Origin of the sequence: Streptomyces sp. NPDC046876, assembly GCF_040645035.1 — a bacterium.
Lineage (GTDB): Bacteria > Actinomycetota > Actinomycetes > Streptomycetales > Streptomycetaceae > Streptomyces.
Genome location: NZ_JBEYXK010000034.1, coordinates 1 through 25,512 on the forward strand (window position 1 = coordinate 1; position 25,512 = coordinate 25,512).

At 76.2% G+C, this 25,512-nt stretch carries 17 protein-coding genes; 5 read left to right on the forward strand and 12 right to left on the reverse strand.

What is annotated here, in order from left to right; all coding sequences use genetic code 11:
• Positions 1-441 precede the first annotated feature (441 nt).
• The 5 genes from ABZ924_RS19605 to ABZ924_RS19625 all read right to left on the reverse strand — a co-directional run bounded on the left by ABZ924_RS19605 (position 442) and on the right by ABZ924_RS19625 (position 4,734).
• Positions 442-1,008: a HutD family protein gene (locus ABZ924_RS19605; RefSeq protein ID WP_361910964.1), complete on the reverse strand. Its 567-nt coding sequence runs from the start codon at positions 1,006-1,008 to the stop codon at positions 442-444.
• Positions 1,005-1,733, reverse strand: a complete 729-nt coding sequence (locus ABZ924_RS19610) for a hypothetical protein (protein ID WP_361910967.1) — start codon at positions 1,731-1,733, stop codon at positions 1,005-1,007. Before ABZ924_RS19610 ends, ABZ924_RS19605 begins: the two co-directional genes overlap by 4 nt.
• A gap of 243 nt (positions 1,734-1,976) precedes the next feature.
• Positions 1,977-2,363 carry a hypothetical protein gene (locus ABZ924_RS19615; protein ID WP_361910970.1) on the reverse strand — a complete coding sequence of 129 codons (387 nt, stop codon included), beginning with the start codon at positions 2,361-2,363 and terminating at the stop codon, positions 1,977-1,979.
• Positions 2,364-2,478: 115 nt separating this feature from the next.
• On the reverse strand, positions 2,479-3,300 hold the full coding sequence (locus tag ABZ924_RS19620) for an NAD(P)-binding domain-containing protein (RefSeq protein WP_361910973.1): 822 nt from the start codon (positions 3,298-3,300) through the stop codon (positions 2,479-2,481).
• A 72-nt stretch (positions 3,301-3,372) separates the two neighbouring features.
• Positions 3,373-4,734: an FAD-dependent oxidoreductase gene (locus ABZ924_RS19625; RefSeq protein ID WP_361910975.1), complete on the reverse strand. Its 1,362-nt coding sequence runs from the start codon at positions 4,732-4,734 to the stop codon at positions 3,373-3,375.
• Positions 4,735-4,963: 229 nt separating this feature from the next.
• Between ABZ924_RS19625 and ABZ924_RS19630 the strand changes: the two genes are divergently transcribed.
• The 4 genes from ABZ924_RS19630 (at position 4,964) to ABZ924_RS19645 (ending at position 8,872) form a co-directional block, all read left to right on the forward strand.
• Positions 4,964-6,022, forward strand: coding sequence for a PHP domain-containing protein (locus ABZ924_RS19630; RefSeq protein WP_361910978.1), 1,059 nt, complete (start codon positions 4,964-4,966; stop codon positions 6,020-6,022).
• 267 nt (positions 6,023-6,289) lie between these two features.
• The gene (locus ABZ924_RS19635; protein WP_361910980.1) at positions 6,290-6,478 is read left to right on the forward strand and encodes a DUF6381 family protein; all 189 of its coding nucleotides are present in this window, start codon (positions 6,290-6,292) and stop codon (positions 6,476-6,478) included.
• Positions 6,479-6,576: 98 nt separating this feature from the next.
• The gene (locus ABZ924_RS19640; RefSeq protein ID WP_361910983.1) at positions 6,577-7,086 is read left to right on the forward strand and encodes a DinB family protein; all 510 of its coding nucleotides are present in this window, start codon (positions 6,577-6,579) and stop codon (positions 7,084-7,086) included.
• A gap of 55 nt (positions 7,087-7,141) precedes the next feature.
• Entirely contained in the window at positions 7,142-8,872 is a 1,731-nt protein-coding gene (locus ABZ924_RS19645) for a carboxylesterase family protein (RefSeq protein ID WP_361910986.1), read from the forward strand.
• 557 nt (positions 8,873-9,429) lie between these two features.
• Here ABZ924_RS19645 and ABZ924_RS19650 read toward each other — a convergent pair.
• Both ABZ924_RS19650 and ABZ924_RS19655 read right to left on the reverse strand, forming a co-directional pair.
• Positions 9,430-10,059, reverse strand: coding sequence for a hypothetical protein (locus ABZ924_RS19650; RefSeq protein ID WP_361910989.1), 630 nt, complete (start codon positions 10,057-10,059; stop codon positions 9,430-9,432).
• A 20-nt stretch (positions 10,060-10,079) separates the two neighbouring features.
• Entirely contained in the window at positions 10,080-11,573 is a 1,494-nt protein-coding gene (locus ABZ924_RS19655; RefSeq protein ID WP_361910992.1) for an MFS transporter, read from the reverse strand.
• Positions 11,574-11,684: 111 nt separating this feature from the next.
• Here ABZ924_RS19655 and ABZ924_RS19660 point away from each other — a divergent pair, with 111 nt between their 5' ends.
• Complete coding sequence (locus tag ABZ924_RS19660; protein WP_361910996.1) at positions 11,685-12,257, forward strand: XRE family transcriptional regulator; 573 nt, start codon at positions 11,685-11,687, stop codon at positions 12,255-12,257.
• An 11-nt stretch (positions 12,258-12,268) separates the two neighbouring features.
• On the opposite strand, the gene ABZ924_RS19665 is transcribed toward ABZ924_RS19660, so the two are convergent.
• The 5 genes from ABZ924_RS19665 to ABZ924_RS19685 form a co-directional block, all read right to left on the reverse strand.
• The gene (locus ABZ924_RS19665) at positions 12,269-13,480 is read right to left on the reverse strand and encodes an acyltransferase (protein ID WP_361910999.1); all 1,212 of its coding nucleotides are present in this window, start codon (positions 13,478-13,480) and stop codon (positions 12,269-12,271) included.
• A 41-nt stretch (positions 13,481-13,521) separates the two neighbouring features.
• Positions 13,522-15,615, reverse strand: a complete 2,094-nt coding sequence (locus ABZ924_RS19670; RefSeq protein ID WP_361911002.1) for a hypothetical protein — start codon at positions 15,613-15,615, stop codon at positions 13,522-13,524.
• Positions 15,612-19,229, reverse strand: coding sequence for a DUF5682 family protein (locus ABZ924_RS19675; RefSeq protein WP_361911005.1), 3,618 nt, complete (start codon positions 19,227-19,229; stop codon positions 15,612-15,614). The genes ABZ924_RS19670 and ABZ924_RS19675 overlap by 4 nt, the downstream gene beginning before the upstream one ends.
• Entirely contained in the window at positions 19,226-20,389 is a 1,164-nt protein-coding gene (locus ABZ924_RS19680) for an AAA family ATPase (RefSeq protein ID WP_361911008.1), read from the reverse strand. Before ABZ924_RS19680 ends, ABZ924_RS19675 begins: the two co-directional genes overlap by 4 nt.
• A gap of 140 nt (positions 20,390-20,529) precedes the next feature.
• Positions 20,530-25,464, reverse strand: coding sequence for a DNA-binding protein (locus ABZ924_RS19685; protein ID WP_361911095.1), 4,935 nt, complete (start codon positions 25,462-25,464; stop codon positions 20,530-20,532).
• Between the last annotated feature and the right edge of the window lie 48 nt (positions 25,465-25,512).

Sequence of the window (25,512 nt, forward strand, 5' to 3'; positions counted from 1 at the left end):
ACTTAACACCACTCTCTCCCCTCTCTCCTCCCTCTCCCCCATACCCCCCCCCCGCGCCGCGCGCCCGCCGCGGCGGCCCCCCCCCCCCCCCCCTGCCCGGCGCAGCCGGGATCCTCGGGGCGCCGCCCCGAACCCCGCGCCTCAAACGCCGGCGAGGCTGGATATGCCGGACCTCGGCTACGCAGGGCGGAGCCGGGTGGCCTGGGGCGCCGCCCCAGACCCCGCGCCTCGAACGCCGGCGAGGCTGGACCGGCGCGGCCGCGGCGCAGCCCTCGGCTGGGGCCAAGATCCTAAGCCGGAGTCCGGCAAAACCAGCCGCGCCGGCGCTTGAGGCGCGGGTCCGGGCAGAGCCCGGTGCCCGGCGGAGCCGGGTTCCTCGGGGCGCCGCCCCAAACCCCGCGCCTCGAACGCCGGCGAGGCCGGAAGGGGCGGCTGGGGCCGTCAGGGGGTGGGGAGGTGGACCACCGCCGTGGGGGCGGGGGCGTGGAGAAGGCCGCCGGCGCGGGTGCGGAGGAGGGCCGCATCGTGGCGGGCCAAGTGGACCGTTCCGCCGTCGGGGAGGGTCAGCTCCGCCGGGCCGGCCAGGGGCACGATCAGCAGGACGGTGCTCGGCGCGGCGGCGAGGGTCAGGGCGCCTCGGACCACCGCGGTGTCGGCCGGCGCAAGGCCCCGCCGGTACATCACGTTGAAGTTCACGACCGGGCCGTCCAGCAGGCGGCAGTGGGTCGGGGCATCGCCCGGGAACCGCTCCGGGGCGTACCGCTCCGAGACCGAGCGCATGGCTCCGGCCATCGTGAGGTGCATGCCGGCCCCCTCGGCCAGGGTCAGCGTACGGTCGACCCCGGGGAACGCCGAGAACGGGCCGTCGGCGGCCACCTCCGCCAGGCTCACGCGCCACGCGAAGTCGTCCATGCCGGCTCCCTCGGGCCAGGCGGCGATCTCGCGGGTCACTCCCCCGCCGTTCTTCCAGGCCACGGCCCGGCGGTCGGCGGCACGCAGGACCCTCACCCTCCCGTCGCCCCCGCTCGGGCGGCGGCCACGGGCAGCGAGGCCGAGGCCGCCCGCGTGACGTCGGCCGGGCTCCCCTCCACCGCATCGGTGTCGACGGCGTACACCATGAGCGGGCTGCTGCCGACCACGCCCTCGGCGGTGGCGCGCAGCCGGTAGCGCTCGGTGCGGAGCGCGCCCGCGGCGAGAGGCGTGCCGCCCTCGTACAGGTGAGCCGGCTTGGCGTCCCCCGCGATGCGCAGGGCCGCGGGCCGCCACGCCCCGCTCACCGGGTCGCGCCGCTCCAGCAGGAAGGATTCTGCAGGCCCGCCGGGCAGCGGCTCCATCTGGAAGGCGACCAGCAGATGCCGGTAGGCCTGCGCGCTGCCGCCCCGCAGGGTCACGGTGAATTCCCGGGCGGCGCCGCCGCGGACCAGCTCCAGCCGACCGCCCGCGGCGGTCACGGCCAGGGTCGTACGGGTCGGCAGCGGTGCGGCCGCCTCCCGCGGCGCCGCGGAGGCCGCCGCATGCGGCGATGCCGGCGCGGTGGCTTCGGCCGCCGCGCTCGGCGTGGTGGCCGCGGAGGCCACCGCACCGACCGGCGACGGCGCAGCAGCGGCAGCAGCCGGCGACCCGGCAGGGGCCGACGGCGCGGCCGGTGCCTGCGGCCGGGCCGAGCAGGCGACCAGCGCAGCCGACAGCGCCGCTGCGGCGATCAGCAGACGGGGTCTGGTTCTGGCGTGCATGGCCGGCCCTTCCACGGCTCCGGTGGCTCGGCCAAGGAACCTAGCAGAAGCCCGCCCTGGAGCTGTGGCCGGGAAGGTTTGCCGGGTCCGGCGTCCGGGCGGTCCATCGCAAGGCGGAGGGCCCCGCCTCGTACTGGACATACGCGCGAGCGCCGACAACGCGGCGTGGTGCCGTGCCCGGGGGCACCTCCCAGCGCTCGCCTGGGGAGCTTCGCGACCCGGTGAACCTTTCCTGTCACCGCACTACAGCAGGCCCAGCCCCCGCGGCGGGACGAAGAGGTGGGCGGCCCGGTGCTCGGCGCCGACGAGGGCGGCGCCGGCGGCGAGGTCCGACGCGGCGGTCTTCTCGACCCGCTGCCGGTGCTCGGCGCACCGCTCGCAGCCGGTGGCCCAGTCGGGGAGCAGTTCCTCGTGGGTGAGGGCCATGTGCCGGGCCAGCCGGATCCTCGAACCGGGTCCGCTGTCCATGGGGTCCCAGTCGACGCCCCGCTCCCCGGTGAGGAACAGCTCCGCCGTGGCCTCCTGGATCTCCTTCATGGAGCGGTAGAGCCGGGCGCACTTGGCGCAGCCGAACATCCAGGCCGGGGGCAGCGGCCACACGTCCTCGGGATCGAGGTCATCGGCACTCATGGGTGCCACGGTAGTGGCCGCGTACCGCCCGTGCAGCCGATCGGACGCACTGCCCCCTACAGGGGCGGCGGCCCTCGCCGACGGCCGTCGGCCCCCGCCGACCGGGTGTCAATCGTCAGCCCTTGAAGTCCTCTTGGCGGACGGGCGACGCTTCTGCGAGCGCCCTGGCGACGGCCTCGGCTCCCGCGCGCAGCCCGTAGACGGGGGTGCCGGGCTGCTGGCGCCAGGAGTCGTCCAGGCCGCCCGCGTCGACGGTGTCGAAGCCGAGTTCGTCGATGAGGGCCCGTACGGTCCGCTTCGCGGCCTCGTCGTCGCCGGCCACCGGGACGGCCATGCGGTCGGGGGCGCCGGCGGGCCGGGGCCGGTCGAGGATGTCCTGCGCGTAGGTGCCGTTGAAGGCCTTGACGACGGGGTGGCCGAGGTGGCGTTCGGTCCAGCGGCTCTCGGTGAGGCCCTCGTCCTCGATGGCGGCGATGCGCCCGTCGCGCCGGCGGGGGTAGTAGTTGCCGGTGTCGATGACGGCGAAGCCGTCGGCCGCGCCGTCGAGGACCCCGGCGGGCAGGTCGGGCACGTTCTTCAGGGGGATGGTGACCACGACCACCTCGGCGCCGCGGGCCGCCTCGGTGACGGCGACGGGCGTCGCGCCGGTCTCCTTCGCGAGGTCGGCGAGGGTTTCGGGGCCGCGGGAGTTGGCCACGGACACCTCGTGTCCGAGGGCGGTCAGGCGTCGGGTGAGGTTGCCGCCGATGTTGCCCGCGCCGATGATGCCGATCTTCATGGGGCCTCCCGTGCTTGCCGGTTGCCCGGTCGTTTCCGGTTGTCGTCCGGTCGTCGTCCGGGTCTCCGGTCGTCCGGCCCGGACGCTTCCGCGTCGGTCGGACCAACCACCGGCAGCCGCCCCGCATTCCGTCCGCCCCACGCCATCGGGTACGGACATACGTACGTGCGGCGGCGGGGGTCCGCCGCCATCGGACCCCCGCCGCCGCACCGAACCGTGCTGCCGACTGCCTTACGCGCCGCTTGCCTCGAGCATGTCCTCGCGCTCGACGATCTTCACGCGCTCGCGGCCCTGCGGCTCGCCCAGCGCCTTCTCGGCGGCGTCCAGCTTGTACCAGCCCTCCCAGGTGGTGTAGCGGACGCTGCGCTCGGCGAGGAAGGCCTCGACGGCCTCCGGCGCCGGCTCGGCGGGGGTGTGCAGGCGGCCGGCCGCGTGGTCTTCCAGGAGGTTGGCGATCGTCTCGTTCGCATCGCCCTTGGTGTGGCCGATGAGGCCGATGGGGCCGCGGCGGATCCAGCCGGTGACGTACGTCGACTGCAGGTGCTCGCCCGCCTCGATGACGCGGCCGCCCTCGTCCGGCACGGTACCGGAGTCGACGTCCCAGGGCAGCTTGGGCAGTTCGTCGGAGAGGTAGCCCACGGCGCGGTAGACGGACTGGACGTCCCAGTCGGTGAAGGTGCCGGTGCCCTTGACGTTGCCGGTGCCGTCGAGCTCGGTGCGCTCGGTGCGCAGGCCGACGACCTTGCCGTCCTCGCCGAGGATCTCGGCGGGCGACTCGAAGAAGTGCAGGAAGAGCTTGTGCGGGCGGTCGCCGATGTCGCGGATCGCCCAGTTCTCCAGGGTCTTGGCGACCATGTCGGCCTGCTTGTTGGCGCGGCGGGTGGCGATCGAGCCCTCGTCGTAGTCGATGTCCTCGGGGTTGACGATGACCTCGATGGTGGGCGAGTGGTCGAGCTCGCGCAGCTCCATGGGGCTGAACTTCGCCTGCGCCGGGCCGCGGCGGCCGAAGACGTGGACCTCCAGCGCCTTGTTCGCCTTCAGGCCGTCGTAGACGTTGGCCGGGATCTCCGTGGGGAGCAGCTCGTCGGCGGTCTTGGCGAGGATGCGGGCGACGTCGAGGGCGACGTTGCCGACGCCGAGGACGGCGACCTTCTCGGCCTCCAGCGGCCAGGTGCGCGGGACGTCCGGGTGGCCGTCGTACCAGGAGACGAAGTCGGCGGCGCCGTAGGAGCCGTCGAGTTCGACGCCGGGGATGGCGAGGGCGCGGTCGGCGGTGGCGCCGGTGGAGAAGACGACGGCGTCGTAGAACGAGCGCAGTTCGTCGAGGGTGATGTCGCCCGGGTAGTCGACGTTGCCGAAGAGGCGGACCTGCGGCTTGTCGAGGACCTGGTGGAGGGCGGTGATGATGCCCTTGATGCGCGGGTGGTCGGGGGCGACGCCGTAGCGGATCAGGCCGAAGGGGGCGGGCATCCGCTCGAAGAGGTCGATGGAGACGCCCGGCTCGGCGGCGGCCTCGGACTTCAGCAGCGCATCGGCGGCGTAGATACCGGCGGGGCCGGCGCCGACGATTGCTACCCGCAGGGGGCGAGGCATGACAGGTTCCCTTCGACCGACAAAAACTGGATCAAGGGAACACTAAACTAAGGTCACCCTAACCCAGCACCCACCCCCTATTTATGGCCCCATAAACAGCTCTTATGACCTTCCCAAGGAATCCTTGGGGTGCGCGGGTCGCCGACGAGAGGGGAGAAGCAGGAGGAACCGGGCATACGAGGAGTGAGTCGCGGGGGTGGGCTGTCGGACGGACCCGGAGGTGTCGCCCATGGACCCGGTTGCCGCACTGGAGCGGATCGCGTTCCTGCTGGAACGCGCGCTGGCGCCCTCCTACCGGGTGCAGGCCTTCCGCAGGGCGGCCGCCGCGCTGGTGCGCCTGGGCGAGGAGGACGTGGTCCGGCGCGTGGCGGCAGGCACGCTGGAGGAGGTCAAGGGCATCGGGCCGAAGACGGCCCGCGTGGTCCAGGAGGCGGTGGCGGGGCAGGTACCGGGATACCTGAAGAAGCTGGAGGACGAGGCCGCGGCGCACCCCGAGGGCCCGCCCGCGACACCCGCCGCCCGGGCGCTGCGCGCGGCCCTGCGCGGGGACTGCCATCTGCACTCGGACTGGTCCGACGGGGGCAGCCCCATCGAGGCCATGGGCCGCACGGCCGCCGAACTCGGCCACGCGTGGGCCGTGCTCACCGACCATTCGCCGACCCTGACCATCGCCCGGGGGCTCTCGCCGGAGCGGCTGCGCGAGCAGCTCGCGGTCGTCGCGGAGCTCAACGAGACCTGGGCGCCCTTCCGGCTGCTGACCGGCATCGAGTGCGACATCCTCCTCGACGGCTCCCTCGACCAAGAGCCGGAGCTGCTGGACGAGCTGGACCTCGTCGTCGGATCCGTCCATTCCAAGCTGCGCATGGAGGCGTCCGCGATGACGCGCCGGCTGCTGGCCGCCGTACGCAACCCGCTCATGGACGTCCTCGGGCACTGCACCGGGCGGCTGGTGACGGGCCGGGGGCGTCCCGAATCGCAGTTCGACGCCGAAGCGGTCTTCGCCGCGTGCGCCGAGTCCGGGACCGCCGTGGAGATCAACAGCCGGCCCGAGCGGCTCGATCCGCCGCGCCGACTGCTGCGGCTCGCGGTGGAGGCCGGGACGCTGTTCGCCATCGACACCGACGCCCACGCCCCGGGCCAGCTCGACTGGCAGCTGATCGGCTGCGAGCGGGCCGTCGACTGCGGGGTACCGGCCGAGCGCGTCGTCAACACCTGGCCGGAGCAGGAGCTGCTGGACTGGACCCGCACCCGCCGGCCACCGCACCGGCGGCGCGCGACGGCGGCCTGAGCGATCGGCCGCCGTTCACGGAAGGCTTTGGCTTTGGCTTTGGCTTTGGCTCTGCCGGGCTGCGGCCGCGACACCGGTCGGCGTGCGCCAGGGGAGCACGCACCCCTCCCATTCACCGCGACCGCGCCGCACTGCGCCATGCGCGGCGGGCAAACGGGGGACCCGCGGCGCGGGCCGTCACGCGGGGCGACGGTTCGAGATGCGCCCCGGCTGCACTGCTGCTTCGCTGAATCCGCTCTCCTTAATCCCCACACCAGAGGAGTGGTCATGAGCGGTGCAGGCGAATCCAGCGGTCGCGTCCGGCAGTTGCGCGAGAAGGCCCACGAACTGAACCTGGCGGCGGAGCGCTCCACCGATCCCGAGGAGCGGCGGCGCCTCCAGGACAAGGCACGCCGGCTGCAGGAGCAGAGCGAGAAGGAGAGCAAGATCGACGATCGGGGTATGGATCCGATGTAGCAGGGCGTGGTCCAAGGCTTCGGCCGACGGCAGCGAACCGCCGGCCGTCGCCGCACGCCCGGCGGTACGACCGACACGGCGACATCTGGGGACGGTGGATGAAGGCGACGCAGGTACTGGCCGACGGGTACGGGCGGATCTCGGAGGTGGTGCACGAGGCGGTCGAAGGGCTGGCGGCCGAGGAGCTGAACGCCCGGATCGACCCGGGGGCGAACTCGATCGCCTGGCTGGTCTGGCACCTGACCCGGGTGCAGGACGACCACCTGGCGGACGCCTCGGGCCGGGAACAGGTCTGGACGGCCCAGGACTGGCAGTCGCGGTTCGCGCTGCCGCTGCCCGCCGCGGACACCGGCTTCGGGCACACGGCCCGCCGGGTCGCCTCGGTCCGCGTCGAGTCGGGCGAGCTGCTGCTGGGCTACTTCGACGCCGTCCACGAACAGAGCACCGCGTTCATCCGCTCGCTGGCCGCCGCCGACCTCGAGCGCGTCGTGGACGAACGCTGGGATCCCCCGGTCACCCTCGGGGTCCGCCTGGTCAGCGTCCTCGCCGACGACCTCCAGCATGCCGGCCAGGCCGCGTACGTACGGGGCGTGCTGGGCCGGCGGTAGACCGCGCGCAGATCCCGCTGCCTGACGACGAGACGCCCCTGAAAGGCGGTGGGCCGTGCCCCGTGCGCGCTCGGTCCGGCCCCTGCGCATGCTGCTGTGCGCCGTCCTGCTCCTCGCCGCCGCGGCGGCCCCGGCGGCCGGCGCGGGCTCGGCGGCCGGCGCGGGCTCGGGCGCCGGCTCGGGCTCGGGCTCGGGCTCGGGCTCGGGCTCGGGCTCGGGCTCGGGCTCGGGCTCGGGCTCGGGCTCGGGCTCGGCGGCGGAGCCGATCGTGGACACCGACCGCGGGCAGGTACGGGGCCGGGCCCACGGCACGTACCTCACCTTCGACGGGATCCCGTTCGCCGCTCCCCCGACCGGTTCGCTCCGCTGGCGGCTCCCGCAGCCCCCGGCGCGCTGGGAGGGCGTCCGCGACGCCGGCAGCCCCGGAAGCCGCTGCCTGCAGCGGCCCTCCCTCGGGCCGGGCGGCCTGAGCGGCTCGGAGGACTGCCTCTACCTGAACGTCACCGCTCCCGCCGCCCCCGCCCCGGCCGGGCGGCCGCGGCCCGTGATGGTGTGGATCCACGGCGGCGGGTTCACCTCCGGCGCCGGTGACCTGTACCGGCCGGAGTCGCTCGCCGTGCGCGGCGACACCGTGGTCGTCACGGTCAACTACCGGCTCGGGACCTTCGGCCTGTTCGGGCATCCGGGGCTCGGCGGCGCCCCGGACTTCGCGATCGCCGACCAGCAGGCGGCGCTGCGCTGGGTGCGGGCGAACATCCGCGGCTTCGGCGGCGACCCGTACGACGTCACCCTGTTCGGCGAGTCCGCCGGCGGGCTCAGCGTCTGCGCGCACCTCGCCTCCCCGGCCTCCGGCGGGCTGTTCCGGCGGGCGGTCGCGCAGAGCGGGCCCTGCTCGCTCGAATCCCCTCCGGGGTCGGTCCTGCCCGACCAGGCCCGCTACCGGCCCTTCGTCCCCGAGCAGACCACCGTCGCGCAGGGCACCGCGACGGCGGCCGCCCTGGGCTGCGAACGCTCCGACCCGGAGGAGGCCGTGGAGTGCCTGCGCGGTGTGGATGCGGCGGCCTTGGCGGCGCCGGAGCTCATGCAGCGGTTCAGCCTCGTGTCGTACGGCAACGGCGTGCTGCCCGTGGAGCCGCGGCTGGCCCTGGAGACCGGCCGCTTCCACCGGGTTCCGGTGATCCTGGGCACGAACCGCGACGAAATGCGGCTGTTCCTGGCGGCGGTCCTGCGGGGGTTCCCCATCCCCGACGAAGCCGCCTACCGCAGCCGCCTGGAGCTCTCCTTCGGGCCCCCGGCAGCCGCGGCCGTCGCCGCCCGCTACCCGGTCGGGGCCTACCCGACGCCGGCGCTGGCGTGGGCAGCCGTGATGACCGACGCGTCGTTCGTCTGCCCGGGGCTGCGTGACGGCCGCCGTCTGGCGCGGTACGTGCCGACGTACGTCTACCGGTTCGGCGACCGGGACGCGCCGAACTTCACCGGGTTGCCGGCGGTGGAGGGCTTCCCCTTCGGGGCGGCGCACGGGTTCGAGCTGCCGTACCTCTTCGACTACGGGGTGGCGCTGAGCGGGCCGCAGCGGGTGCTGTCCGACCGGATGATCGGCTACTGGACGGGCTTCGCCCGCACCGGCGCCCCCGCGGTGCCCGGCGCCCCGACGTGGCCGCGCTTCGCGCGCCCCGCCTCCGTCCTGTCCCTCGCCCCGGGCCCGGGCGGCATCACCACCCTCGACGCCGAGGCCGAACACCGCTGCCCCTTCTGGAACGAAACCTGGCCCCCGCCGCCAGCCTGACCGGCGAAGCCGGGTTCCTCGGGGCTCCGCCCCGAACCCCGCGCCTCAAACGCCGGCGAGGCTGGAATTGTCGGAGCCCGGCTGCGAGGGCGGGCGGAGCCGGGGTTACTGGGGCTCCGCCCCAGACCCCGCGCCTCAATCGCCGGCGAGGCTGGATTTTGCCGACCCACGGCCTCGAAACCAGCAACCGGCGAAGCCGAAGCCAAGCACTCCCCGACACCCTGAACCGAGAGCCCGACCATTCCGGCCCCGCCGGCGATCGAGGCATGGGCCCGGGCAGAGCCAGGTACCGGCGAAGCCGGGTTCCTTGGGGCTCCGCCCCAAACCCCGCGCCTCAAACGCCGGCGAGGCTGGACTTTGCCGACCCACGGCTTCGAAACCAGCAACCGGTAAAGCCGAAACGACAGCAGTCACCGGCACCGAACCGAGAGCCCGGCCAATCCAGCCCCGCCGGCGATTGAGGCGCGGGTCCGGGCGGAGCCCGGTGCCCGGCGGAGCCGGGGTTCCCAGCCCGGGCCCCGCGCCCCAGACTTCGGCGAGGCTGGAATGCCCGACCCTCACCAGGGTGTGGTGGCCACCTCGCGGCCTTCGGTCGACCTGACGACCACCGTGCCGCTGTCCCCGTACGCCGCACGCCGCCACTCGGCGAACACCTGCGCCACCCTGCGCCCGTCCTCCGCCTCGCCCTTGCCGACGGACCGGGTCCGGAAGGTCACCCGTGCCTCCCCGGCGCCACCCGCCCGGCGGACCCGGACCTCCTGGGCGGGCCCGGCCGGCATCATCGCGTCCGACTCCGTGCGGTGCCCGGCGAAGTAGGCGTTGAACTCGCGGGTCATGTCGTACCACCCCGCGGCGACGCACGGCCCCGGGCTGCCGGTGTCCTGGTCGGTCGGCGGGTCGGGCGGGCCCGTCTCCTCGTCGGTCGGCGGGTCGGCGCTGCCCGTCTGCTCCTCCGTGGGCGGGCCGGCGCTGCCCGTCTCCTCCTCCGTCGGCGGGCCCGCGTTGCCGCCGTCGGAGCGGTCCGTCGTCAGGTCGAGGCCGCACGTGTTCTCCACGGGCGGCGGCGTGCGCGGCCCTCCCGTGGCCCGCGGCGCGGTGCCGCAGGCCGCGAGCACACCGCAGAGCACTCCCGCCGCCACGGCCCGCCAGGCCCTCGATGCGATGGTCCCCGTCACCGTCATGGGCATACGCGTTATCCCCCTCTCCCTCACCCACCGAGAGGGAATCCCGCGCCTCTCGGTTCCCGGAAGCGCCGCCGCGACGGCGTACGGGTCCCGGAGCCGAGGGCGAGCGCGCCGCCGATCAGGACCGCGGCGACGGCGAATGTGGTGCGCGTACCGGAGGCGACGGCCGCGGGCGGAGCCGCGGTGACGTCGGCCGTCGCCGCGCCCAGCGCGAACACCGCGCCCATCACGGACGCCCCGGTGACGAGCCCGAGGTTGCGCGAGAGGTTGAGCAGGCCGGAGACGACCCCGCGCCGACCGGGGTCGACGTCGGCCATGACGGCGGTGTTGTTGGCCGTCTGGAACAGCGCGTACCCGATGGTCAGGACGACGAGCGGGACGAGGTAGCCCGCGACGCCGAGCGCGGCCGGCACTGCCGCCAGCACCGTGGCGGCGGCCGCCATCGCTACGAGGCCGGCGAAGGTCACGCGCCGCGCGCCGAGGCGGTCCACAAGCCGGCCGGCCGGCACTGCGGTGAACGCCGTGACGAGGGGGCCCGCCGACATGGCGAGTCCGACCAGGGCCGCGGGCAGGCCGAGGGCCCCGGCGAGGTGGAAGGGGCCGACGACCAGAGTCGCCATCATCACCGTCGAGACGAGGCCGCTCATCGCCAGCCCGGCGCCGAGTCCTGGCGTCCGGAGCATCGCGGGCCGCAGCAGCGGGGACCCCACCCGCGTCTCGGTCAGCAGGAACAGGCCGGCCCCGGCGGCGGCCGCCCCGAGCAGAGCCAGGTTGAGCGGGCCGAAGCGGCCCCGGCCCAAGGTCATGGCGAGGGCGTACGCGGCCAGCGTCAGGGCGAGCAGCGCCGTGCCGGCCGGGTCGAAGCGGGGCCGGGCTGCGGTGGCCCGCCGGTCCCGCCGGTCCGGCCGGTCCGCGGGCAGGTGGCGCCGGGCGAGGACGAGGGCCAGGGCGCCCAGGGGTACGCAGGCGAGGAAGACGGCCCGCCAGGTGGAGGCGGAGATCAGCAGGCCGCCCAGCGAGGGGCCGAGCCCGGTGCCGACGGCGGACATGGTTCCGAGCAGCCCCATGGCACTGCCGGTCCGGTCCTTGGCGACGGCCGGGCCGACGGACGCCGTGGTGAGGGCCATCATGACGGCCGCCGCGAGCCCCTGGGCCGTGCGGGCCGCGATCAGCAGCGGGAGGGTGGGGGCCAGGCCGCACAGGGCCGAGGCGGCGGTGAAGGCGCCGATCCCGGCGAGGAGCAGCCGGCGGCGGCCGAGGAGGTCGCCGAGCCGGCCGGCGCTGACGATGAGGGTGGTGACGGCGAGGAGGTAGGCGAGGACGACCCACTGGACGTCCTGGAAGGAGGCGTTGAACGCCTTCGCCAGCGACGGCAGGGCGACGTTGGCGATGCTCGTGCCGAGCGAGGACAGCAGCATGGACAGCGACAGGGCGGCCAGCGCCCGGCGGGCCGGGTGTGTGTGCTGCCCGTCCCCGGTGGCGGGGTGGTCTTCTCTTCCGGCGAGCGCTGGCTTCAAGGTGGACTCCGTGGGGCGGATGGCGACGGTGGCCCGGCCGGCCCGGTTCTGACGGACGGGTGGCCCCACGGTGCGCCCGGCCGGCGCGGCCCGCAAAGTAAGGTTGCCGATATGGCAAACGACGACGCCGCGGTGCTCGCCGCCGTGGGTCCGCGCCTGCGCGAGCTGCGCAAGACGCGCGGGATCACCCTGGCCGGGCTGGCGCAGACCACCGGTATCTCGGTCAGCACCCTGTCCCGTCTGGAGTCCGGGGAGCGCAGGCCGAACCTGGAGCTGCTGCTGCCGCTGGCCCGCGCGTACCGGGTGCCGCTCGACGAGCTGGTCGGGGCGCCGCCGGTCGGCGATCCGCGGGTGCGGCTGAAGCCGATCAGGCGGGCGGGGGTGACGATCGTGCCGCTGACCCAGCACCCGGGCGGGCTCCAGGCGTTCAAGATGGTCATCCCCGGCACGCGCCGCGTACCGGAGCTGCGGACGCACGAGGGGTACGAGTGGCTGTACGTGCTCAGCGGCAGGCTGCGGCTGGTCCTCGCGGAGCGGGACCTCGAGCTGAAACCGGGCGAGGCCGCGGAGTTCGACACCCGGCTGCCGCACTGGTTCGGCAGTACCGGGGAGGAGGCCGTGGAACTGCTCAGCCTGTTCGGGCCGCAGAGCGAGCGCGTCCACGTCCGCGCGAAGCCGCGCTAGCGCACCGCGGCTCAGCGGGCTGCGCGGATGCGTTCCGCCTCGGGGGCGGACGGCTGCGCCGGGATCGCGGGGATCGCGGCCCGCAGCGGGGTGTTCCTGCGGATGTCCTCCACACCGCGGCGCAGGCCTGCGCGCAGCAGCCGGCTCAGGGGCCGTTCGACCAGGCGGTGGATGAGCCAGGCGAGAGCGGCCATGACCGCGGTCACGCCCAGGACGAGCGGGACGGGCGGGACGTCGTGGCGGAAGTGGTGGATGAACGTCAGCCCGGCCATCATGTGGATCAGGTAGAGCGGGTACGTGAGCGCTCCGGCGTGCGGCAGCCAGCGCCAGCGGATGCGGTCGAAGGCCCCGAGGGCTATGCCCGCCATGACGAGGAACCCGCAGGCGATGATCACGTGTGCCGGCCACGGGGGCAGCTCGAGGGCCGTGGTGCGCCCGAGGTTGGTGATCATCCGGCTCCGGACGAAGCTCTGCGCGAGGAGGAACTGCAGCCCGACGATGGTCCACAGGACGGCATTGGGCCTGAAGCGGCGCATCAGGTAGAAGGCTATGCCGGCGATGAAGTACGGCGAGAAGGACGGGATCGCGAAGAAGGACAGCAGGCCGCTGTCGGCGGTCGGAGCGACGATGCCGGCCAGGGTCCAGACCCCGCAGAAGACGACGCAGTTGCGGTAGGTCACACCGCGCAGGACGACCAGCGCGAACAGCACGTAGAACTTCAGCTCGACGAAGAGGGTCCAGTACGCGTCGTCGATGTGCGGCACGTCCATGCCGCCCTGGAGCATCGTCAGGTTCACCACCACGTCGCGGAACGCCTTCACCCCGCGCACCTCCGGCCAGGCGAACAGCACCGTGGAGGTGAACACCACGGCCGCCCAGTACGCCGGGAAGAGCCGGGAGATGCGGGACACCGCGAACTCGCCGGCGGTGCGCCCCCAGGCACTCATGCAGATGACGAACCCGCTGACGAGGAAGAACAGCTCGACGCCCAGCCAGCCGTACGCGGCCCCCTTGCTCGCCACGGGGAAGACGGTGGCGACCGGCTTCCCCCAGGCGCTCTGCAGGGCGAGGTAGTGGTAGCAGAGCACGGAGAGCGCGGCGAGGATCCGGACGCCGTCCAGGACTGCCAGGCGGGCGCCGCCGCCCGTCTCGGCGCTGCGAGAGGGGCCGCGGCTGCGCCCGGGCGGTCCGGCTGGTCGGGATCTTGGTCTCCACGCGCTCATAGCGTGGCACTGTACAGCTCACCCATCGGGAGGCTTTGGCCTCAGACCCAGGAGGCGGCCACCAAGGAGCGCTCCGCAGCGGCCAGGTGGGCGGCTGCGGACAGCCAGGCCCAGGCGTAGCCGTCGGCCGAGGCGTCGGTGAGTCGGCCGAAGACGTCGCGGGGGCGCCGGTCGGCCTCCGCGGCCAGGGCCGTCGCCAGCTCGGCCGCGGTGGTGAAGCCGGCCCGCCGCAGCGGCCCGTACGTGGCGACCGGTTCGGCGCCCCGTGCCGACTCGGCGACGGCCCGGCGGCCCCCGGCGACCCCGCTCTCCAGCAGTCGGCGCACCCGCCACAGCGGCGAGTCGTCCAGCGCGTCCGCCGCGTCGGCGGGGCCCGGCCCTGGGGCCGGGGGCGGCTCCGGGGCGACGGACAGGGACGGGAAGTGGCTGCCCTGGAGGCGGTCGTAGCCCAGGTCGGCGCGGTCCAGCCACTCGTCGGGCAGCTGCAGCGTGTACGGCGCACCCGGTACGGGGCCGACGGCGAGGGGCCGCAGCGTCGCGGCCCGGTCCAGGTCGGGGCGGCCCAGGACGCGCAGCGCCAGCCCCGGACGCTCCGCGATGCGGCGCAGGTTGTCCGTGTGCGGCAGCTCCGGATGGGGGTGGGCGGCGCGCAGCCGGAGCAGCGGCCCCGGGGCGCCGTCCGGCCGGGCCTCGCGGACCAGGAGGTCCTCGCCGGCGGCGCCGACCACCGTGACGTCGCAGCCCAGCAGGGCGGGGGCGGCGGCATCGGGGCCGAGACCCTCGGCGGCGGCGAGCTGCGCCGCCACGGCCTCGGCGGCGGGGCGGGCGAACAGGGCGGCGGCCGGCTCCTCGGTCCAGGGCGCGCCGCGCAGCGGGGTCGCCTGCACCCCGCGCCCGGCGCCGAGCCGGCCGTCGGCGGAGACGGTGGCCCCGACGATCCGCAGCCCGCCCCGCGCCAGGCCCGCGTGGTCGAGGACGGCGCCGCCGAGCGCCACCGAGGCGGATCCGGCGCCCTTGGCGCGGGCCAGGCCGCCGGGGCGGACGTCGGACACCGAGTGGTGTGCGCCGTCCGCGGCCAACAGGTGGGTGACCACTCCCCCGTACCCGGTGGCGGAGAGCACCGGCTCGCGGCACAGGCCGAGCACCCGCAGGCTGCCGCCCGGCCGGTACGCGCGGCGCGCCGTGCCGGCCGCGGCCGGGTCGGCGGTACCGGAGGCCAGGACGGCGGCGGTCGCCAGCAGTTCGCGGAAGGCCGCGGTGAGGTCCGCGAGGCGGTGGGCGCCGCTGCGGTCCCGGGCCGCGCGCAGGCCCCGTACGACGCGCAGGGCGGCGGCCTCGGCGCGGGGCAGCCCGGCGACGCGGGCGGTGTGCGCCGCGCGCAGCAACTCGGCCTGCACCACGGCGCCGCCGGCCGTCGCCCCGGCGGCGAGGGCTTCGGCCGACACCCGCCAGAGTGCCGAGGCGGCCCGCACCTGGGCGGGCGTCAGCACCGCGGCATCCGTGCCAACACCCGCGCCGGCACCCGCGCCGGCCCCCGGGCCCGCAGGACCGCCCGCGCCGCAAGCCCCGGCGTCGGCCGCCCCGGCCGAGCCACCGGCGGTGCCCGCCGCGCCGCTGCCGCCACGGGTGGTACCCCGCTGACCGGGCACGCCGGGGGCACCGCCCCCGTCCGGCCCGGCCGGAGTTGCCGCAGCCCCCGGGCCACCGGGCGTGCCGGGTCCGTCCGCAGCCGGGGCGCCCGTCGTGGCCGGTGCGCCCGCTGCGTCCGGCACCTGCATGTCGGGCGCCCCGTCGGCGGGGCCGGCAGGCAGCGGCTCCGGATCGGGGGCCGGGTCCGCGAGGGGGGCCGCGCCGAGGACCGCGGCACGGTGCAGGCAGCGCGGTGCCAGCAGGCAGCTGCAGGAGGCCTGTTCGGCCGTGGTCACAGCCCCGTCCGGGCCGGGCCGCAGCACCACCACGGCGTCCTCGCCGAAGCGGAGGGTGAGGGTGCCGTCAGCGGCCCGCTCGGCGGCGGGGGTGCCCGCGGCGCAGCCCTCGACGGCGGCGTCGAGCTTCTTGCGCAGCCGGGCGCTGAGGTTCTCGACGGCTTCGGCGAGGACCTCGGGGGCGACGGGCGGCAGGGGTTCGGTGCTCAACGGGATTCTCCACGGAGGCGGTCGCCCACCCAGCGGGCGAGGGCGAGCGGGCTGAGGGCGGCCACCGGCATGCCGGCCGCGACGAGTTGCCGGGCGACGGCCGCCGAGTAGCGGGGGGCGCCGGTGTCGTCGAGCGCGGCGCAGCCCAGCAGGTGGGCACCGGAGGCGGCCAGGGCGCGGACCTCGCCCAGGAGTCCGCCGAGCGGTGCGCCCTCCTCGAAGTCGCTGACCACGACGACGAGGGTGCGGCTCGGCACGGTGACGAGGGAGCGGGCGTGGGCGAGGCCCGCCGCGATGTGCGTGCCGCCGCCGACGCGGACCTCCAGGAGCAGCGACAGCGGGTCGTCCACCCGGTCGGTGAGGTCCACGACCTGGGTGGAGAAGGCGAGGAAGTGCGTGGACAGGGTGGGGACGCCGCCGAGGACGGCCGCGGTGAGCGCCGACCAGATGACCGAGGCCTCCATGGAGCCGGAGACGTCGACGACCAGGATGAGCCGCCAGTCGGCCTCGCGGCGGGCCCGGGTGCTGAACACCGGCCGCTCGGGCACCACGGCCACGGTGCCGTCGGGCAGCCTGCGGGTGTGGGCGAGGTTGGCCCGCAGGGTGCGGTCCAGGTCGAGCCGGCCGCCCGGGCGGCGGGTGGGCCGCGGGGTGTTGAGCCCGGAGAGCGCCGGCCGCAGCCGGGTGGCGAGCTCGCGGGCCAGCTCGTCGACGAGCCGCCGGACCAGCGGGCGCAGCTTGGCGAGCTGGGCCTCCGGCAGGCCGCCGGCGAGGGACAGCACCGAGCCGAGCAGTTCCACGGAGGGGCGTACGGCGGCCGGGTCGAGCTGGGTCAGCACGTCGGTGCGGCCGGCGTCGGCCGCGGCGGCCAAGACCTCCTCGCGCAGGTCCGTGCCGAACAGCGACTCCAGTTCCTCGGCCCATTCGCGGGCCGTGGGGAACGGGGCCTCCTGGCCGCCGCCGGCTCCGGTGCCGGTGCCGGGGCCGCCGTCCAGCGCGGCGGAGCCCTCGCCGCGGCCGGTGCCGTACAGCTCGTCCAGGGCCCGGGCGTAGCGGCGGGCGCCGGCGGGCAGCATGTCGCGCTGCCGGCCGAGCAGCAGCCGCCACCGGTCGGCGGGGGCGAGCCGCTGCCCGTCCGGCAGCGCGGCCGCGGCCACGGGCGTCCCGGCGGGCCGGGGTGCCCCGGCCTCGGAGGCCGCCGGGTCAGGAGCCACCGCATCCCGAGCCACCGCATCCGCAGCCGCCGCATCCGCAGCCGCGCCGTCCGGGCCGGGCGGCCGGGGCAGGTGCTTCAGGGCCGCGGCCCCGGCGGCGTCGGCGGCGGCCCACAGGGCGAGCAGGGCGGGCGGCGCGTCGAGGGAGAGGTCGACGCGGTCGCCGAGCCGCTCGGCGACGGTGGCCAGCAGCCGGTCGCGGGCGGCGGGGGCCATGGCGTCGAAGCCGCCGCGCAGGGCCGGGAGCCGGTCCAGGAAGGCCTGGTCCGTCAGGGCCTCGATGCGGTCGAGGACCGGGACGAGGGCGGGCGCGGAGGACTGGAGCAGCGGTCCGGCGGCGGTCAGCACGCCGCCGAGCCGGCGGGTCAGGGTGCGCCGGGCGTCGGGTGCGGCAGCGGCGTCGATCCACCCGGCGGCGCGCTCGCCGAGCCCCGCGGCCGGATCGAGGTCGAGCAGCACGCGTACCGCGAGGGCGGCGCCCTGCATCAGCGGGGACGCCGAACCGGCGAGGTCGGCGAGGGCCCCGTCCATGCGCAGGCCGAGGTGCCGGGCGGCGGCCCTGTCGGCGAGGGCGACGAGGGCGCGCGCGTCGGCGGGGTCCTCGCTGCCGGCGAGGCCGGGCAGCGCCCGGACGGCGGCGTCGAGCAGCTCGCCGGTGAGGGCGGAGGCGGCGGCGCGCGGGCCGTCCGCGTCGACGGGGAAGTGGCCGCGGGCGAGCCCCTCCAACAGGTCCAGCGCCTCGAGCAGTTCGGGCAGGGCGGCGGTCTGCGGAAGGGTGGCGGCCGCCTCCTGCAGCCGTACGGAGACCAGCTCGGGCAGATCGCAGCGCGCGGCGGCGGCCAGGCCGGCGAGGATCTGCGCCGGGGTCGGACCGCCGTCGGCGGCGGCCTTGCGGGCGCTCTCGCGCAGCGTTCCCGCGGCGGCCTGGGCGGCCGTGACGCCGCGGACGCCGGCGAGGTCGAGGCGGGCGGGGACGGACGGCGTCCAGTTCAGCCGCCACTTGGTGCCGAGGGCGGTGCCGTCGCCGGTGGCGGCCACGTCGAGCGGCTGCCCGTACTGGGCGCCGCAGACGGCCAGCCGCTGGAGCAGGACCTCGCGGCGCCGGTCGAGCCCGGAGCGCAGCGGGTCGAGCCGGACCTCGCGTGCGGCGGGGTCCTCGGGGCCGGGCAGCCGCAGCTCGGTGAGCTCGGCCTCCACGCTGGGGCCGAGACCCGAGCGGGGGGCGTGGGGGGTGGTGCGGCCGCGGGTGGTCCCGACGAGCACGGCTTCGAGGGCGCGGGCCAGGGCCCGGCCCCGGCCGAGGGGTTCGCCTTGGCCGAGCACGGTGGTGACGGCCTCGAGGAGTTCACCGCGGCCGGGCGCGGGCAGGGCGCGCAGCACGGCGAGGTCGCAGGCGAGCCGCAGGGTCTCGGCGGCCTCGCCGGTACCGGCGGTGTGGCCGGCGCGGCGCAGTTCCCGGCACAGCCCGGTGATGGCCACGGACGCCGCGTCCCGTACCCGGCCCGGATCGCCGCCGGCCTCGAACACGGCCTGCTGCCACAGCGGATCCCGGATCCCGGCGGGGTATCCGGACCGCGAGTCGAGCAGTTCGTACGCATACGGCACGAACGAGGTCACGCCGACACCGCCCTCCGCAGCCGGACCGGAGGACCCGGCCGGAACCGGTGCGGGCGGGGCGTCGGCCGGAAGGGCAGTCCCAGGGCCCACGGGCAGATCCGCCAGGGCCGGGGCGTGGAATGCGCCGATGACCGCGGCGACGCGGCGGCCGCCCGAGGCGGCGGCGGTGATGACGCTGCGCATGTGCGCCTCGCGGGCCAGGTCCACCTCGGGGACGGCGCCGTCCTGGCGCAGCGCCCAGCCCACGCCGAGCGCTGCCCGGCGGACGGCCTCGGGCGGGCAGCCCGGGGCCAGCACCTCCACCGCGCGGTCCCACAGGTCGTCGCCGTCCCGGCCGGTGCCCGAGGCGCGCAGGGCGTCGGCGTACGACCGCCCCGGCGGGCCGGCTGCCGGCGGCGTCTCCCCGGCGGCCGGGCGCGGGGCCCAGCCGGCGTCGGACAGCGGCAGGTCGCAGCAGAGCACCTCGGCCCCGCGCTCCCGCGCCCAGCGGACGGCGGCGAGCTCCGGGGAGAAGTCCGCGAACGGGTAGAAGGCGAGCCCGCCGTCCGCCCCGGTGCCGGCGAGGGCGACGGGGGCCACGGTCTCCGGGTCGGCCAGGTGCTCCAGCCACGGCTGGAAGTCGGCGGGCAGCTCGACGCAGACCACCTGTGCCTCGGCGGCGTCCAGCAGCGCCGGCACCACCGCGGCCAGTGCCGGGCTGTGGTGGCGTACGCCCAGCAGGTAGGGGGTCCGGGACGCGGCGAGCGCGTCCACGGTGGCCCGGGGGTCGGCCAGGGTGGTCATCGCAGGCTCCCGCGCAGGTCCCACAGGCGGCGCCACATGGCGGAGCCGTCCTCGGCGCGGCGGCGCACGGGGCCGTCCCAGTAGCCGAGCAGGCGGCCGTGGTCGGCGGGGTCGTCCTTGCGGACCACGCCCAGGAGGTGGCCGGGCAGCAGGTCCAGGACGTCGCCGGCCGGCAGGTAGGCGGCCGCGACGCCCAGCGAGGTCGCCACCTGCACCGCTTCGGCGGTGGACATGACGGTGCCGGGGCGTTCCACGTCCCAGCCCTCGGCGGAGCGCCCGGAGCGCAGGTCCCGGAAGACGGTGACGAGCGCGTCGAGCACGGCGTCGTCGACCCCGAACGCGGCGCCGGCCCGCTGGACGGCCGCGACGGCCTGGCGGCGGATCAGCGTGGCTTCGGCGTCGGCGTCGGCGATCGGCTCGACCGTCTCGAAGTTGAAGCGGCGCTTGAGCGCGGCGGACATCTCGGAGACCCCGCGGTCGCGCAGGTTGGCGGTGGCGATGACCGTGAACCCGGGGGCGGCGGCGACGGTCGAGTCCTCGGTGGCGGTCAGTTCGGGCACGCTGACGCGCCGGTCGGACAGGATCGACACCAGCGCGTCCTGGACCTCCGGGAGGCAGCGGGTGATCTCCTCGACCCGTACGACGCGGCCGGTGCGCATGGCGGACAGCACCGGCGAGTCGACGAGCGCCTGCGGGGTGGGGCCCTGGGCGAGGAGGAGGGCGTAGTTCCAGCCGTAGCGGAAGGCGTCCTCGGTGGTGCCGGCGGTGCCCTGCACGGTGAGGGCGCTGGTGCCGCAGACGGCGGCGGCCAGGAGTTCGGAGAGCATCGACTTGGCGGTACCGGGCTCGCCGGTCAGCAGCAGGCCGCGTTCGCCGGCCAGGGTGACGACGCAGCGCTCGACGAGGGCGCGTTCGCCGACGAACTTGGGCGCGATGGCCATCTTGGCCGGCAGCCCGGCGCGGCGCTTCGGCAGGGCGAGTTCCTCGCCGTCGCTGCCGCAGACGAAGGTGACCACGGCGCGCGGGGTCAGGGTCCAGCCGGGCGGGCGGGGGCCGGTGTCCTGGGCGGCGAGGAAGGCGAGTTCGGCCGCGTACCGCTCCTCGGCGGGCAGTATCTGGCGGGCCGGGGCGGCGGGTTCTTCGCTGACGGTCGTCGTCATGGGGTCGTCCTCGAAACGTGAGAAGGAAGCGAACAACAAGAGAGGGAAAGAAGAGCCAAGGAGAGAAGGAGCGAGGGACGGGGGCGCGGCGCATCCCGGTGTTGCGGGTGCGCCGCGCCCCGGCCGGCGTCGCCGGGCCGTCAGCGGCGCCGGGGGCGGGTCCGCTTGACCTTGAGTTCCTCGAAGCGCGGTACGTCGCCGTCGGTGACGCGCTGCCAGGCCCGCCGGTAGAGGTCCGCGGCCGGCTCGGCCGGCACGAGGACCCCCAGGGCAGGGCTGCCGCCCGGGGCCAGGGCGTACATCGGGAGCTTCCACTGCTCCACCGGCAGCACGGGCGAGGACATCTCGGTCCAGCCGCCGGGCAGGAACAGGGAGCGCCCGGCCCGGGTCCGGCTGGCCGTCACCACCAGGTCGGTGGCGGCCAGTTCGGCGCGGGCGGCCTTGATCCGGGCCGGCTTCCAGCCGGTCCAGCGGGCCGTGTTGCGGTCGGTGGGGTCGGGCATGGCGAGCAGGATCAGGTACAGGGCGGCGGCGTCCGCGCCCAGGCCGTGGGCCTGCGCGGCCCGTTCCACCAGGTCCGGGACGGAGCGGGTCGGGTCCTGCGGGTACCAGGTGCCGTCCTTGTCGGCGGTGCCCGCCGCCGGGGCTCCGGGATCGGCGAGCAGCGCGGCGAAGGCCGGGTCGTGGGCGGCCCGCAGGGCCGTCTCGACGGCGGAGGGCCGCTGGTCGGCGCCGCGCAGGACCGGCAGGTACGGGTCGGAGCCCGTGGAGTCGAGCAGGGCCGTGCGCAGCGCCGGTCGGCAGTGGTCGTCGTGGGTGGCCATGACGACCGCGCCGTAGCGCTCGTAGCCCTCGCCCGTCTCGGTCGGGGTGCCGGCCGCCTCGCGGAAGCCGCCGAGGCCCGCGCAGTAGCCGAGGTCCAGGAGGAGTCCGGGCGCGGCCAGCCGCTGCCGTACGGCGGTGAGCACCGGCGGCAGGGCGGCGCGCACGGGGTCGCCCGCGGGCAGCCGGTGGGCCAGCCAGGCCGCGAGCGACAGCGTGCCGTTCAGGACGGCCCCGGTGAGCGTCTCGCCGCCCGGCGCGCAGCGCTCGATGCGGCCCTGGTGGACCTTCCATTCGGCGTCGGTGCCCAGCGCTTCGGACGCGGCCGGGTCGAGGACGGCCGGGAGGGCCCGGTGCACGGCCCAGAAGGTGCCCGCGGCGCGCGTGGCCTCGGCGAGCAGCCACTCGGGGACGGGCGTGCGGCGGCCCACGCGCCGGTTCCACACCTCCGCAGCGGCGGCCACGTCCGGGCCCTCGGTCCACAGCCGCGCCGGGTCGGCGGGCAGCAGCGCGGCGACCACGGCGCGCCGCACCTCGATGTCGAGCGCCTTGAGTTCGTTGCGGGCGTGCTTGGCGTCGGCGGCCTTGACCCCGAGGGCGGTGCGCAGCTCGGCCGGCAGGAAGTGGTGCTCCCAGCTGTCGATGTTCGGCAGGCCGGCCAGCAGCAGCCGGGCGGCGGTGCCGGAGACGCCGGTCAGGCGGGCGAACTCGTCGGCGGCTTCGGGGCGCAGTGGTGCGGGGCCGCGCTCGGCGGCCTCGGTCAGGAACGCCGTGAGCCAGCCGGGGCCGCGTTCGCGGTCGCCGAGGGGGGCCTGGCCGCGGACGGTGTACGGGCCGGGGACGGCGAAGGCGCCGGTGGGGTCGTACAGCAGGGCCCCGAACTCGTGGCCGTCGGGTACGGCGGCGCAGTGTTCGGTGCGGGCGAGGACGGCCCCGCCGCCGAGCGGGAGCAGGCTGCGGTGGCCCGTGGGCCGTCCGATGCCGTCGGGGGTGCTCAGGTGGGGGTGGTCGAGGTGGACCAGGACGCGGCGCCAGCGGTCGGCGGAGCCCTGTGCGGAGTCGAGGCCGAGGGCGTCGATCCGGGCGAGCACGGTGCGCAGTGCGGCCCGCTCCTCGTCGGTGGTGCCGGGGGCGACGGCCCGGTAGGCGATCGCGGCCGGCTCGTCGAGCAGCGGTGTGAAGGGCAGGGTGGAGTAGTCCAGTGCGGGCATGTCGAAGTGGAGCCGGCCGGGCACCGCGACGGCGCCGGTGTCGGCGCACGCCTCGGCGAGGCGCGCCAGGAAGCGGTGGGCGACGTCGTTGTCGGCGCCCCACCGGTAGTAGCCGGTGCCGACGATGCCGGACAGCGCCTTGGCGATGAGCGCGTCGGTGGGGCCCTGCGGCCCCTCGGCCGCGTCGGCCGCGCCGGTGTCGGGGTCGAGCCGCGCGGCGATGCCGTCCAGGGCCTTCTGCTGGACCAGGGCGAAGCGCAGGACCTCGACGACGCCGCCGATCAGCGGCTCCGCGGTGACCTGCGGCAGGGCCGCGGTGACCAGGCCGGGCAGGTCGGACGCCTTCTCGGCCTTGGCCGCGGCCTCCAGCAGGGCGGCGACGGTGTCGCGGTCGACGGTGCGCAGGGCCGTGGAGCCCTCCGGGTCGCGGGGGCGCAGGGCGTACCAGAAGGGGAGCGGCGGGAGGTCGACGCTGCCGGTGGCGAAGGCATGGTTGTTGCGGTGGTCGCCGCGGGTCTGGGCGGTGACGACGCCGTCCGGGTCGGTGATGCTGAGCGCGCGCCAGCTCTGGCTCAGCGCGCGGGGCCGGTCGTCGCCGGGGAAGGCGAGGGCGGCGAGGGGCATGTCGCTGCCCTCGGGCGTGTGGACGGTGCGTCCGGCGGTGTCGCAGCCGTGCCAGCCCTGGCCTCCGGGGAGGCGTACGGCGCGCCAGCCGAGGAGACCGTCGGCGGGCGCGGCGAGGGCCGAGCCGTCCACGGTGGGGGCGGGGCGCAGCCAGGCGGAGTGGGCGTTGAGGACCGCGCCCGAGGGGTGGGCGCGCAGCGCGTCGGCGAGGAAGGCCGGCTGGGAGTGCCGGCCGCGCGCGCCGTCGGCTGGGGCGTACTCGCGCCAGCCGGCGTCCTGGTCCTGTTCGCGGCGCTGCCAGACCCAGTACGAGGTGCCGTCGCAGAGCAGGGCCTGCTCGGCGGGGAGCACGGTGTCCCCCGCGTGCAGGACGCCGCCGCCGGTGGCGCGGCCGCCCCCGGGCAGGGGCAGGCTGATGTGGTCGGAGCGCAGCGACCAGTGATTGCGGTCCGAGCCGAGCGAGAAGACGTGCTGCGGCGCGGTGTGCCAGTAGCCCTGGATGTCGCCGGAGTTCCAGGAGCTCCAGAAGACGAGCAGGGCGCCGTCGACGTAGTGGAATCCGTACCGGTACGAGCCGCCGACCGGCACCCGCAGGTCGTGGGTGAGCACGGTGGAGTCGGCATCGATGACGCGGACCTGCAGGGAGTTGGCGACGATGAGGTAGGGCCAGGCCTCGACGACGGTCAGGTTCCCGCGGCGCAGGGCCTTGCGGTCCGCGAGCTCGACGAGGGCCTCCTCGAACGCGGGCCAGGCGAACTCCTCGAAGAGGCCTGTGCGCAGGGTCCGGGCGAGGATCCCGCCGAGGTCGGCGGCGGCCGCTGCGGCGACCTCGTCGCGGGCGAGTTCGAGTGCCTCGGCGGGCAGCCAGGTCAGCCGCTGGATCGCGGCGGGGAGGGCGGGCAGGCCGGCGGAGGTGGACCTGCGGGCGACCTCCTGCATCCATTCCGTGAGCATGGGGCGGCCGCCGGGCGAGGCGGCGAGGGCGCGCATCACGTCCGCCCCGGAGCCGGCGTCGCCGAAGGAGTCGGCGGCGCGCCGGAAGGCGGGTCGGAACCGCTGGTCGGCCGCGAGGGCGAGGAGGTCGCGCCGGGCTCCCTCCTCGGAGCGGGCCCAGGAGGCCAGGTTCAGCTGCGGCCGGCGGTGCGGGGAGGTGGCCGGGTCCTCGTCGGGGTCGGCGACCGGCAGGCCGAGGGAGAGCAGCAGGTCGAGCAGGTTCATGTCCTCGCCGCCGATGCGCAGGCCCTCGGTGCGGCCGGGCTCGGCGAGTTCGGTGCGCAGCCGGTCGGCGGCGCGGGCGACGAGGTCGAGCAGTGCGGGCGGGGTGAAGCGCTGGCCCCAGCCGCTGTGGCGGGCGCTGTGGTAGCGCTCCAGCCAGCCGGCCGTGCCGTCGGCGCACCGCTGCTCGGCGGGCAGGCCGGCGTCGACGAGTCCGGCGGTGGTGCCGGACTGCTCCAGGACGTCCAGCCACAGGTCGGACAGTTCGCCTTCGCCGCCGCCGGGCGGCATCAGTTCGAGGAGGGTGCCGCGGACGGCCGGCTCCCGGCGGGCCAGGGCGATGAGCGCGGTGCGGTGGGCCTTCCACCAGCCGTACGCGGCGCGCAGCGTGGCGGGCAGGGGCAGGAGTTCGGCGAGGTAGTCCTGCTCGGCCTCGCTGCCGGTCAGGCCGGCGGCGCGGGCGAGGCGGCGCAGCTCGGTCGCGGCCTGCGCGGAGGGCGGCAGCCCGCCGGCGGTGCGGCGCACGCACAGGCGGCGGAAGCGGGTGTAGGCCTCGTCGGGGCTGACGCGGGCGGAGAGTTCCTTGGCGTAGCCGGTGAGGACCTTCACCGGGAGCGCGCCGACCAGGGCGAATTCGAGGAAGACGGCGTCGAGGCGGTCCTCGTCGACGGCCAGGCCGTGCTGGGCCTCGCTGCTGCGGGCGCGGCCGAACAGCTGGGCGGCGTACGTGGTGTTCTCGACGGCGAGGAAGAGGCGGGCGGCCTGCTCGTAGAAGACGGGCAGGAAGTGCGGCACCGCGGCGGCGAGCCGGCCGGCCAGCTCATGGACGGCGTCGAGGGCGGCCTTGGGCTTGGTCTTGGCCTGGCGGGCGACCCGGTCGAGCTCGGGGACGACCGCGAGGGCGTGGTGGCCGTCCTCGGGGTGGTGGACGAGCACCCATTCCGGGAAGCCGAGGGCCTGGCGCTGGCCGAGGCCGACGACGGGCGGCTCGCCCTCGTCGAGGACCAGGCCGAGGAACCCGGCGGCCAGGTCCTCGGCCGGGCCGAGCTCGGCCGCGGCCAGCCGGACGACGACGCGGTCGTCGGGCAGGGCGGGGTGGCGGTAGGTGCGCGCGGTCAGGTCGACCGCGGAGGGGCCCGCGCCGTCGGTGCCGACGGGCAGCACGGCGCCGGCCTTGAGGAGGAGTCCGGCCTCGGCGGCCATGTCGTCGGCCGCGGTGGTGGTCGTGGTGCTGGTGGTCGTGGTGCTGGT